This window comes from Cryobacterium sp. M91, from assembly GCF_002929615.1.
In the GTDB taxonomy this organism is placed as follows: Bacteria; Actinomycetota; Actinomycetes; order Actinomycetales; family Microbacteriaceae; genus Cryobacterium; species Cryobacterium levicorallinum.
Genome location: NZ_PJJT01000052.1, coordinates 1 through 12,299, shown reverse-complemented (window position 1 = coordinate 12,299; position 12,299 = coordinate 1). Strand labels below are relative to the sequence as shown.

The following is a 12,299-nucleotide window of genomic DNA, read 5'->3' as shown; positions in this document are numbered from 1 at the left end:
GCCGCGCAGCGACCGCCACGGCGGGAGCTGTCGGGGCAAGTGCGGCCGCCGGCGGAGGCGCGGCCGCGGCTGAGACCGGGCTCGCCGCGGCGGGGACGGCGGAGTCGGCGACCGGCGCGGGCGCCGTCGTCGGCGTCCCAACGCTGATCGCGGCGGCGGGTATCGCCGTCGCGCACAAGGGTGTTGAGGTCGTCGGGAAGGGCGTGGATATGGCTCAGACGGCGGGGGAGCAGGTGACGGAGTCGATGGATGACACCCCGACCCTGGGAGGAGATCACACATGATGACGGACGTGCGTAACCGGACGGTCATCGCTATCTGGGCGGGGAGAGCGGGCACCGCTCGTTCTTCGGCGGCACGCACTCCCGTGCCCGAGTCATCTTCCTGGCCTGCTCGCTCGTGTTCGGGATGGTGTTCACCCCACTGATCGGCTGGCCCGCCCTCGCAGCGGCAGCCGTCAGTTGCGGGGTGACGTTCCTCGTCACCGCGAAAACACACCGCGGGTCAATCGTCGACCGACGGCGCAAACGAGCCCGCTGGAAGAAACGCACCCGGGCCGGCACGACCCGGTTTGTGCCCTACGAGGTCGGCGCGTGGGACCAGCTCCAGCAAGCCCTCACCGACGCCCGCGCCGCCACAGGCGCGGCAGCCCGGGTGGCGGCTGCGGAGGCAAGCCGGGCAGTGGTGGCGATGCGGGCGAATCCGGACGGGTCGGACGGGCTCGGCTGGCTGCAATACGGCAGGGGCGAGGCCGGCATTGCCTGGCATGCCCCTGTGGGTGAGCAAAGCTATTTGTCGGTGACGTTCACCGTTAGCGGGCAGCTGCGCGGGATCGAATCGGCCAGCGTCATGGCCCGCGCCGCCCACGGCTGGGGCGCATTCCTCGCCTCCCGCGCCGTCCCGTCCGTGCTGGTGCAGGACGTGCAGGTTACGACGCGGGTGTTGCCGGCCGATACCGCGTTGCAGGAATTCTGGGTGTTGAACAACCTCGACCCGGCTGCGCCCGTCGATGCCGTCGCCTCCTACGAGGAGGTGTTGCGGCTGACCGGGAACGACGCGATGGTGCAACGCCACTTCGTCACCGTCAACTGGCCCCTTACCCCGACGTTCTTTGACGCCGCGGCCAAGTACGGCGACGGCCGGGACGGTTGGAGGGCGTTGATGCGGCAGGAGATCGCCTCGACCAAGCGTGGTTTGGCGGAGTCGAAGATCGGCCGGGTGGAGGTGTTGACGGCGCGGCAGGTGGCTGCGGTGGTGCGGCATCAGCAGAATCCGTCGCGGCCGATCGACTTCGTCGCTGACGTGCACCCGAACCGGGTCGGTGAAGCCGCCGTGGAAGAGTTCTCCGCGCACTTCGTTGACAGCATTGACCCGATCACCGGGCTGCCGGTGCGGTGGTGGCATCGCACCGCCGCGATCCGTGCCGAAGCGCTCGCGACCGCGGCCCGCACCCAGTTGTGGGTGTTGGATCTGCTGATCGGGAAGGACATCCAGTTCATCCGGTCGGTCAGCTTTCACATTCACCTGGTGCCGGCGTCGGAGGCGAAAGTCGCCGCTCGGCAAGACCTGGTCCGCGACACCGCCGAAGCCCTCTCCCGCAGGGAGGCCGGGCAGCTGGACACGGACGACACGGACGTGCACATGACGGCCGCCCGCCGTCGCCGGCAAGACCTTGTCTCCGGGTCGCAGCACCACGGTGCTCTCTGGATCGGCTTCGTCACCATCTCCGTCCGCTCCCGAGAGGAGCTGGCTCGAGCATCGCGGCAGCTCGAGGAAACCTGCTCCACCGGCTTGGGCATTGAGAGCCTGGACTGGCTGGATTCGTATCAGGCCGCGGCATCCGGTACGACGTGGCCGATCGGCCGCGGCCTGATCGCGTCCGCGCCGTCGTTCTCCGCCCGCGTCTACAGCCGCCTCGCCGGCAAATCCGACAAGGAAGCCCTCACCTGACCACACCCGACCCCCAGAGCGCACGCTCAAGACTGTGGACACTGCCGGTGCTGCGCCGTTTCGCACCGCCCGTCGAGGTGCCTGCCGACGAGGCCGGCGACCTCGACGCAGGCGGCGGTCGGGCTGATTCAGTCGAGATTGTGCCGTGGGCGCTTCCGGGCACGCCGCTGCGCACGCAGGCGTCGGCCGCTCGCCGCGGCTTCTACGCTCCGGCTCTGGCCGGCGCGCCCACGACGACGCGGCAGGCCGAGATCCTCAACACCGCGCTGATCGGCCCGCCGACCGGCACCCGCGGTGTCGTCAACGGACGGGACGTGTTGTCGCGGACGACGATCTCCCACGACCCCGTCACCGCCTACAACTCTGAGCCGCGTGAAGTGTCGAGCCCGAACGTGATCGTGATGGGCGACGTCGGCGCCGGCAAAAGCACCCACACCAAATGCAACTACGTCGTCCGCCCCCTGCTGCTCCAAGGCCGCCGCGGGGTGGTGTTCGACAAGAAGGATCAGAACGGGGAGGGCGAATACTCCAACGTCGTGCGGCACTACGGGTTCGAGCCAATCCGGTTCACCACCGACGGCACCGGCACCACCCTGAACCTGCTCGATCCGATGATCGCCCGCGGCACCGGCGTCAAAGGGCAGACACGGCTGCTGAACATCGTCACCCGCATCGCCCGCGGCGATCAGCCCCTCAGCGAATGGGAAGAGGAAGCACTCCGCGCGGCGCTGCGCCGCACCGTTAGCCGAGCCCAGGGGCGAGCACCCGTGCTCGCCGACGTGCTGCCGAACCTGGGACTCGTCGCCGACGATGACGACTACCGAACCCTCTCGGCCACCGCCCGCGACGACCTCCACAAGGCGGGCCTGTCGGTGAAGTGGACTTTGAACGGGCTGCTCGACGAATACGCCGGCCTCCTCGACGGCGAAACATCATCCACGGTCGACCTCAGCGGCAAGCTCACGTCGTTTGATATTTCGCAGCTGCCCGATGACGGCCCTGCAGTGCCGGTCGTCATGGCCATCGGGAACATGTGGATGCTGGGCCGGCTGCGCAGCGAACGTGACTCCGCGACCACCGTTGTCTATGAGGAGGGTTGGCACATGATCGGCGGGCCGTCGGCGCAGCTGATCAAAGCCAACCAAAAACTCTCCCGCGGCCTGGGCATCTCGAACGTGTTCGTCATGCACAAAGGCACCGACATTCCCAAGGACTCACCCGGCATGGCGATCATCCAGGAAGCCCAAACCGTGATTGTCTACCGGCAGTCCCGCCCCGAAGATGCCCTGTGGTGTCAGCAAACGTTTGGGTTCGCGCCGGAGACGGCGCGTACGATCGAGAACTTGGCTGATGGGCATTACATCTTCAAGTTCGGGTCGCACCCGGAAGCGCACGTGGAGCACATCCGCTCCGAGTGGGAGCGGCAGCTGACCAACACCGACGAGGGCCTGTCCGTCGGCACCATCTTCTAACATCATGGGCCTGGTCAAACTGCTCGCCGCCAGCCTCACCGGCCTGCTCCTGACCGTCGGCGGCACCGTCGCCCTCTCCTCCGGCACCGGCACCACCTGCGCCGGTGCGACGGTGAGTCGAGCGGATGCCGCCGCGCACCCGGCTGTCGCCGGGTATAGCGGCGACCAGCTCGCCAACGCGGCCGACATCATCAACGCTGGCGTCCAGCTGGGCCTCACCGCTCAGGCGGAAACCCTCGGGGTGATGACGGCGATGGGGGAGTCCAGCCTGATCAACCTTGACCACGGCGACACTGCCGGCCCCGACAGTCGCGGCCTGTTCCAGCAACGCGCGTCATACGGGACGCTGGCCGAGCGGATGGACCCGGCCACCTCGGCCCGGCTGTTCTACCAACGCCTGACTGCTCTGCCCGGGTGGGAGACAATGACGCCGTCGGCGGCGGTATCCGCTGTGCAGATCAACGCCGACCCGGAACATTACGCGCCGTTCTTCGCACCGGCGACCGAGGTCGTCACTGCGCTGACCGCGGGTGCCGGCGGGGCGTGTGGTGTCGGCGAGGATGCGGTTGCTCTGGCGCAGCAGCTCGTCACCGCCGCCGACAACGGGCAGCTGCGCGGCCTCGTCCCGGACCATCTGAAGGAGATCCGGTGGATCGCCAGCGGGCAGACCGTCCCGGACTGCGGAATCGACACCCGCATCCTGCAGGTGATGGTCCTAGCCGTGAACCAGTTTCACCAGGTCGGCGTCAGCGACATCAACCGCAAATGCACCGGGCAACTCCTCGGCGCGGGCACCCAATCGTCACACTGGATCAACGGCGGAGGCGGAGCCGTCGACTTCTACTCCCTCGGCGGCCGCAGCCTCACCGGCGCCGACGGCCAGTCCCTCCGCCTAATCGGACTGCTCGACCCGGTCATGCCGCCCGGCGCCCGGGTTGGGCAGGCAGACTGCCGGCGGGAGGCGGGCATCAACTTGGCGCTGGTGCACTTCACCCAGTTCGATGACACCTGCAATCACCTGCACCTCGACGTCGCGTTCACCGACGATCCGATAACTGTTGGCTAACCGCGCAGCCGCACCCACGTCACGGGCAGTGCATGTTCGTTCGTGGAGCATGCTGGCCCGGGCGGGCGCTGACCAACGTGCGCACGATGTGCCGACCGGTGGGACAACTGGGCTCGGCGTTCCCTCCGGTCGCTTATTTCCTCACCCACTGGCCCCACCAATCGGTCCCGCACTTATGGTCGCTTCCTCCCGGGCACAGCGAACCTCCGCTACCGAACAGCACCACCCCGCCCGCGTGAGTGAAAGGAGCCCCGCGATGAACGAAACCGTCGGTGTCATCGTCTACACGAAACCGAACTGCCAGCCGTGCCGGATGACCAAACTCGCCCTCGACAAGCAGGGCCTCAGCTACACCGTCGTCGACCTCACCGAAACACCCGCCGCCCTCACCTACGTGCAGGACGAACTCGGATACAGCAGCGCTCCCATCGTCGTCATCGACGACCACAACCACTGGGCCGGCTTCCGCCCCGACCTCATCGCCAAAATCGGCCACTAACACCGGGCCCAGGACGAGGTCCGCGGGAGCAAAGCAGCGCATCCGGCAATGAAACGAACCGGAGCGCGCCGAAGGAGAGCGACCAGCGTGATAACCACCGTTCGGCGAGGGACCTCGTAACCTCGGCGTGCTCAACCCCGTGAATCGGTGGTCGCACCTCGGAGACGCCGCCTACCAACAGACGCAACCCCGTGGGGACCGGTGGGGGAACCGGTGGGGGAACCGGTGGGAGACCCTGTGGGAGACCCTGTGGGAGACCCTGTGGGTCCTCGAACCGCTGCGCGGACGTCCTTTTCGGTTTTTCGTCTGTCTGGCCGGTCATCGTAGTTCGCTTCCGTGCCTGCGTGCCCACCTGCTCGGGCGCGGTCGCAGGCTCCCTTATTTCCCCCGACCAGCCGTGCACTTCGGCACTCCCGCTCTCTATCGATTCTCTTGCCAGCCAGGCAAAACAATCAGTTGAGCGGAGAGTCTCATGCCCCAGTTCCCCGTCACCACCCGTCCCGAACGCACCAGCGATGACATAGCAGCCGACCGTAAAGCAGCCAACGCGTTCTTCGCCCGATACGCGGCCACCGGCAGCCCCCGAACTCAGCGCGACCGAGACGCCCTCCTCCGGTTCTACAGCTACGACTGGAACCTCATTTGCTGCGTCATCGAAGCCAGCGAGTGGTCCCGCATTCACGCAGACGATAGCGCCGCGCACCGCACCGCACGACGAGCTGTACGCGCCGTCCAAGCAGCCCTCAACGACATTCCCGCTCGAGACGATTCCCCCCTCCGTCCCTATGTGCACGCCTCGACCATGAAGCGCCTGCCGGCCCCCGGGGTGACGCCCCGCCTGGTGAGTGAACGCCTCACGGCCCGAGGCCAAGCCGACCGCTTCTGGACGCTGTGCCTGAACCCGACCGCCAAGTTTCGTGCCGCCGTCCTCAACGACGCCGACCAGCCCTTCAGCCAGTGGCTGCTCCTGCACCCCGGCTATGGGCCCCTGCAGGACGCGCCCGACGGATACGCAGGGACGCTCCGACTGCCTAAGTCGCAACGATTCGTGCCCGGCTCGATCCGACCCGCGGGAATCAGCTACGACCGTGCACTGGAAATCGCCNGGAAATCGCCCTCGCCGCCCTCGACAACACCACGCGCTAACCCGGGTGCGGCCGCCGCGTAGCGGACGGCCGCACCCGGTGAGGGGGAACATCCCCCTCACACCCCCCCCCACCGTGCCACGTTATGCACAGATCGCCCTGATCGCCGGCGGCCGACAGCTCCCGCACATTAGCGTCAAGGCCTACCGTCGCGGAAGGACCATCATGCGCTTTCTTAAACTGGCCGTCACCACCTACGGACACGACCGCTCCCGGCCGGTCGTCGGCGCCGACGACGTCTGGATCAACCTCGACCAGGTCGTCTCGATCGAGGAACAGCTGGACAGCAACACCTTCGCGGACGCTGTGCGAGAAGGATTCGCACCGGAAGAGCACTACCCCTGCGTGGAACTGACCACCTCGAACGGGAGCACACACCTGGTGTCGCTCGGCGTGTACCCAGACCAATCCAGCGGCTTCGCCGCCCTGACCCGATTCATACCCCTGCTCCTTAGCGGCAGCGACGATGGCACCCGGCTCGCAGAGATCTTAGGAGACACCGTCGGTCAGGGTATTCCGACCGTAGGCGAAGTGCCAGCGGATTCATCGAATTCAACGCTAGAGGTCATTCTCACGGACGCACGCGAAGACCTCGTGCTACGAATCAATCTGGTGAAGTCCGTCGAAACCTGGACCGAGAAAGGTCCGGAAATTCGCGGATGTTCCTCGATCGAAGTCGGCAGATTCCGACGTCAACTACTCCCCTGCTTGCGAAGAGCAACTTACAAGTTATACGTGAGGAGCTGTCCCCTTTAACTACTCAAAGCGTCTCAGCGGATAATTCAAGTCGTCTCTTTCGCTTTACGCTTCTTCTTGCCAGGAACTGCGGCGAGTAGTCCGTCAATGATCAGACCATAACGGTTGAATAGTGTCTCAAGTATTGCAATATCAGTTGCGTTTGCTCGCAAGTCAAACGCGTTGAGTACAGCCTTATCCAATGCTTTGTGTGCCACCCGTAAGTTCGTAGGCATGGCGTCTCGATTGTAAAGAGTAGCGAGCGACGTATCCACCCATGACTCCCGAGCGTCCAAGACAGCCTGGGCAGCTTTCTCGAGCGCTTTCTCGTCTTTATCGTTTAAGACAGGAAATGGGAAATTATTGTAGGTAATCGTGTTAGAGATCCGAGGGTCGTTTTTGATCCGCCCTGACACTGCTTTCGCCCAGAGGACAAACACTGACGACATCATGAACCCAAACGTGGTCAGCGTCACATTGGGAATGAGTGAAACTGCATTTGTAGCAATGACTGTCGCAGGGAAGATGGGCATAGGAATGTAGTCACGATTCTCCGATGAGTGGAGAGGAACCACGAGGTACGGGGTAGAGGGCTGCCGTGGCTCTTGAAACTCCCACGCGCGTGTCGCGTCGTCTCGTGTCTGATCTTTGTCGCTCGCTTCGCGCATAGCACGTACCGCAGCGACTCTTGCCTTGATCACAGGGGACATCACTCGATCATTGGGCGTGGAGTCCATCAGCCAGAGACAGTACCGTAGACGATTGTTGATCAGCTCCGTTGCTCCCACTATCACTCGCAAGTACTTGGATGCTATGGGGTCCGTAGCTTTTATCTCTTCTGCGTCAACGGGGCTAATCTTCGAGAGCCATCCACTGTCCGTAGGCTTGCTGCCGTAGACAATTTCTTGCGTGCTGGGACTGAAAGGCTTCGTCCTCGCACTGACCAGTACGTCTTTTGCGTCCAATAGATATGCGTTGATGTTTCGCGCCCTCACGAGCACGGCGTCACTCTTTACGGACTCGTATGACCAGAGGGGCTTGAAGATCGCAGCGGGTGTAGTAGAGAAGCCAATGATGACACAGTGAACAGCGGCTCTGTTAGCTGTGCCGTTCCACCACTCAAAGGTCCTGTGTGCAAAGTCGATATTCATTCCAAGGTGCCTGAGCTGTCCCCAGAGGACGGGCGGCTGCTGACCTTGTGTGATCGAGTTCGTAGACACGAACGCAGCCTTCGCCTTAGTCCCTGCCATGTGACGAGCAGCGACCAGATACCACGAGGCAACATAGTCAAGGTCTCCTGCTCCCTTAACCCTCCCCCACACCAGCTCTTGATCGACCTTCTGTTCCGGGAGGAGTAATGACGCCCCATAGAACGGAGGATTACCCATGATAATCGTGTTGTCATTCATGGGGCATACCTCAGCCCAGTCCACGCGTAGCGCGTTGCCATGGTGGATGATAGCCGCGTGGCTCAACGGAAATCGGTTTGGTGGGGCTCCTGTCAACTCTTCGAGAGCGAGATTCGCCTGGTGGTCTGTCATGAACATGGCGACCGTAGCTATCTGAGAACTCCACTCCTCATACTCAATAGCGTGGAATTGCTCTAAACGGACAGTGAGACCAATCGTCCCATCGAGGCCCATCTGGAGGTTAAATCCATAGTCAGTAGCGGTGGCCTTGCCTTCGAGATCCGCTAGACGAGCAATGATTTTATGTTCAATGTCCCGCAGGCGTTTATAGGTAATCAATAGGAAGTTACCTGACCCTGCCGCTGGATCGAGGTAGTTCTTCGAGCCGAGATCCTTGCGTAGTTTACGCAGTTCGCTGCGGTCGTCCCATGCCCTGTGGAGTCTATCTAAGTACTCATCAAGGAAGAGGGGACGAATTACTTTTAGGATATTCGCTTCTGAAGTGTAATGCTCTCCTAGCGCCCGTCGATCCTCTTTGCTCTTGATCGTCTGGAACATGGCACCGAAGATCGCAGGGCTAATCTTCGCCCAGTTGTAAGCGCATGCTTCAAGGAGAGCTGTACGCATTTCCTCACTGAAGGAGAATATCTGAAGATTCTCAGCGAACAGCCCGCCATTAACGTAGGGGAAGGCGATGAGAGCTGAATCACCGTTAGGTGGTCTCTTCTTAGAATTAAGAGTCTGAAAGAGTTGCTGCAGCCGTCCGCCGAGGTTGTCAGCTTTGTCCACAGCTTCAATAAAGTGCGTAAACAGTTTCTCTGACTTGAACATGCGAGTGTCTTCCCCGAAGAGCAGGAAGAGGATACGAATAAGGAGGACAGAGACCTCGTGCCCCTCGTATCCGTTCTTCTCAAACGCAACGTAAAGGTTTGCCATCTTCTCGCTCGCTTTTGCGTCAGCGATGACTTCTACAGCTGCTGCGTTCTTACCTTTTGCCGTAAATATAGCGTCTAAGCGGTCGAGATTGTCAGGTAGCTCGTGAAGGGGGAACTCGACGGATTCACCCGCAATGTGGTCAATGATACGAATGCGCGCGAAGTCAGAGACGATGAGGATAGCTGGACGGTGAATCGCGTCAAGGGAGGCGAGGTACCCACGGATTTGCCTCTCAGCAACGTTGAGATCCTTGCCCGCAGACTTGTGCTCGATCATTACGACACCAGACCAGAACACGTCAATGAAGTTGATTAACCCGCTCACCGATGACTTGACGCCATGCTCAAACTCGATACCCGCGGCCAGCAGGTCCTGAACGCCGATGACTTTGTGGAAGAAGTCAGACCAGAACGACTGTGCGAGCTGCTTCTCCTTCGTGACAGCTGCCCATTTGTCCGCAAACTCCCGAGCTACCTTACGTGACAGCTCTAGTTGCTCACCCGTCGCAATCCCCATAGCCCCGAGCCTATCGGCGACTACAGGTAGTGAGACCCGTTCACCTACCTCCTAGAACGCTGACGTTATCCCCTCATCGACACCGTTACCGTCACCTACACAGGCCCCAGTGCCACTGGTCTGTCACTGTCAGCGCCCACGGACTACTTTTCAAAGAGCGTCGACAGCCACTCAAAGTTCTGAGGCAGTGCCCTACGTGTCAGTTCGGTGAGGCCAGTACGCCAGAGCAAGTCCGCGCGTGACGTAGGGCTCTGACTGGCGATGCCAACGTGGTGCCGTCGCTCGCCCTCTTGGCCGACATCCGGCGCCGCTCTTAAAGTGTAAAGGTGGGAGCGGCCCGGTTGCCCGCGCGACTCCCACCTATTAGAGATAGAGAACTTTCATTCTGTTGGCCACGATACAGTATCCAAATGCCAAGTCAATACTCTGCGGAAGATCTAGTCGTAGCCCGGATGAAGGAACTCGTCGACTTGCGAACTTCCTGGAATCGATCTTTATGGCAGGTGGGATCGATCGTCGCTCTTGGGGAAATTGTGGAGTCCGTCTCCGCAACCTGGTCCGGCCAACTTACGTCTCCTGAAGCGATGAAGGACTTCATTACGGGGCATAAGCGCCAAATCAACTTAGATCATGGGCTTGGCAGCCAAGATGTCCGAACGCGACTCTTAACTCTCATGGAGAGCCTCCCCGTGAAATTGGCACCGGATCCGCGGAATCCCACCGCGGATGGTCGGGCTTCATTGGCCCAGATCGCCGAGTTGCTCGAGCGCGGCCGTTCTGGCTACCTACTTCGGTGGGCAAGCCACATCAATAGCCGGGGGGTCAGGACTCAGGACGTTGAAGTCATTGCTCGGTTGGTCGTTTCACACCTTCTAGACGAGGGATTCAACCGAAGTCATATCCATGGTTGGCTGACAAACCTACCCACTGGTCAGTCGCTAGCTGAGACAGTGGAAAGGGGTGACGCGATGCTCTTCCAGCCCAAGCGTGAATTTGAATTGCTAATTGCAATTCGAACCCTGCCCTCAACTGTGGCGGATGCCGTTGAACCCATGTCTTTGCCCCCGCAGGAATTCCTGGATGCCTTCAAACTGACGACGAACTCGGCCTTTGAGAAAGCGCCGAGACTTCCCGCGACGGCAATTAGGCTGACCTTTACAACCCGCGATCCTCATTCGGCTATCTCCGAAGCGACAACGTGGATTCGAAAGTTCTCCGACCGAGTGGCGGTTGGAACAGGCGGAGCCGAGGCAATATTCGAGCACCTAATTGTCGACCGCACTACAAATAAGGTCAGGTCGTTCAAGGACGAGCGGCAGCTTGTCCGAGTTCCATCGATGCAACGAAATGCACTCTTCGGTTCAATATCAGTCGATTCCAACAGCACCGACTAGATAGACGACGCAATAGGTCTGCTGGCCGCACAGCAACAGGGCACATCCGCTGCCTCCATTGCTTCGGCCTGGGCTGCAGTGGAGGCATTGTTAGGAATGCCCGGAGCCAAGGGAGTCGACGCAGCCGACCGGTTGGCCGATATCGTCTCGTGCAGCTTCCCTCGCGCAGAACTCACCGAATTAGCACGGCGATGGGAAAAACACGGTAGCGGCGACCTGCAGATGCTTCTTCATGAGGAGCCCAGCCGCACGGAACAAGCAAGAATAATGTTGGAAGCCATTCTGAGCACCGGAGATCCGGGATTCGTCCAAGCTAAAGACGTTGCCGCCGTGAATCGGATAGTGCAGCTCAGCGCGAATATGACGGAAGTCATCGGACGCATTCACAGCTACTACCGCTCAGCTTTTCGACGCTTGTACTATCAACGAAACTTCATCATGCACGCGGCAAAATTTGATTCGGTCTCCCTGCCATCGACGACTCGATCTACACCTCAACTCGTCGCTGCGGGCGTCGACAGAGTAGTGAACGCTCGATTCAGCATCCGGGGAGTTAGCCCACTTGGCCTGGCTGCCAGAGCGCAGAACGAATTAGCGCTTCTCGCAACTCCGGGTGGGCGGCCGCTCTTCGCTCTCCTCGAGTGATACTGCGTCACCTCCAGCCCCATTGCACGCGACAACTCGGTGCCTTCGGTTGAAATAGGGGCGACGATTCAACGCGACCTTCGGGCCCGCCGGTTTGGCTCTCCCCGCGGATATGAGTCAATACCCTGCGCCTCCACGGGTGCGCATTAGTTTCAAATGCTATCCGTACGTTGAAGACCGTGTCTCGCAACCCGTCGGCTGCGAGACACCTTGACGAGACAGATCGACCATGCACGATTGTGGAGAGCGCGGCAGAACGCATTCCGTCCAGTGACCGGGATCGGGGCATTATTGTCCGAGGGCGACGGATGAGTCGGTGTGTCTCGAAACGTGTGTTTTTACTGGCGTTACCATTTTTGTAGGCAAGGACGGTTGCGAGACATTTAGAAGCGTCAATGGGGAAGTAGAAAGCGTCGAAGCAAGCAACGAACTGTCAATTTAGCGTGTACCCCAACTAGGCGTCAGATACTCTTATCGAATATTGTCAGGATAGGGTCACAATCTGATTGGCGGACACCTCTCCTAACGGTGT

General features: G+C 61.2%; 9 protein-coding genes. 8 read left to right on the top strand and 1 reads right to left on the bottom strand.

Annotated elements, in window-relative coordinates:
* The 6 genes from CXY80_RS19890 to CXY80_RS01095 all read left to right on the top strand — a co-directional run.
* On the top strand, positions 1-284 hold a 284-nt coding region (locus CXY80_RS19890; RefSeq protein ID WP_233194771.1), incomplete at its 5' end, for a hypothetical protein.
* A 124-nt stretch (positions 285-408) separates the two neighbouring features.
* The gene (locus tag CXY80_RS01125; protein ID WP_233194770.1) at positions 409-1,950 is read left to right on the top strand and encodes a hypothetical protein; all 1,542 of its coding nucleotides are present in this window, start codon (positions 409-411) and stop codon (positions 1,948-1,950) included.
* Between the two features lie 47 nt (positions 1,951-1,997).
* Positions 1,998-3,422 (top strand): ATP/GTP-binding protein, encoded by a 1,425-nt coding sequence (locus tag CXY80_RS01120; protein ID WP_233194769.1) that lies wholly within the window; start codon positions 1,998-2,000, stop codon positions 3,420-3,422.
* Positions 3,423-3,426: 4 nt separating this feature from the next.
* Complete coding sequence (locus CXY80_RS01115; protein ID WP_233194768.1) at positions 3,427-4,488, top strand: hypothetical protein; 1,062 nt, start codon at positions 3,427-3,429, stop codon at positions 4,486-4,488.
* Positions 4,489-4,744: 256 nt separating this feature from the next.
* Entirely contained in the window at positions 4,745-4,987 is a 243-nt protein-coding gene (locus CXY80_RS01110; RefSeq protein WP_104131267.1) for a glutaredoxin family protein, read from the top strand.
* Between the two features lie 1,220 nt (positions 4,988-6,207).
* Positions 6,208-6,888 carry a hypothetical protein gene (locus CXY80_RS01095; protein WP_104131264.1) on the top strand — a complete coding sequence of 227 codons (681 nt, stop codon included), beginning with the start codon at positions 6,208-6,210 and terminating at the stop codon, positions 6,886-6,888.
* Between the two features lie 26 nt (positions 6,889-6,914).
* Here the strand turns inward: CXY80_RS01095 and CXY80_RS01090 are convergent, their stop codons facing one another.
* A complete protein-coding gene (locus CXY80_RS01090) occupies positions 6,915-9,728 on the bottom strand; it encodes a DNA methyltransferase (RefSeq protein WP_104131263.1) in 2,814 nt (937 codons plus the stop codon).
* 410 nt (positions 9,729-10,138) lie between these two features.
* Between CXY80_RS01090 and CXY80_RS01085 the strand changes: the two genes are divergently transcribed.
* Positions 10,139-11,122 (top strand): hypothetical protein, encoded by a 984-nt coding sequence (locus CXY80_RS01085; RefSeq protein WP_146070615.1) that lies wholly within the window; start codon positions 10,139-10,141, stop codon positions 11,120-11,122.
* Positions 11,123-11,218: 96 nt separating this feature from the next.
* Entirely contained in the window at positions 11,219-11,767 is a 549-nt protein-coding gene (locus CXY80_RS01080) for a hypothetical protein (protein ID WP_104131261.1), read from the top strand.
* Positions 11,768-12,299 lie beyond the last annotated feature (532 nt).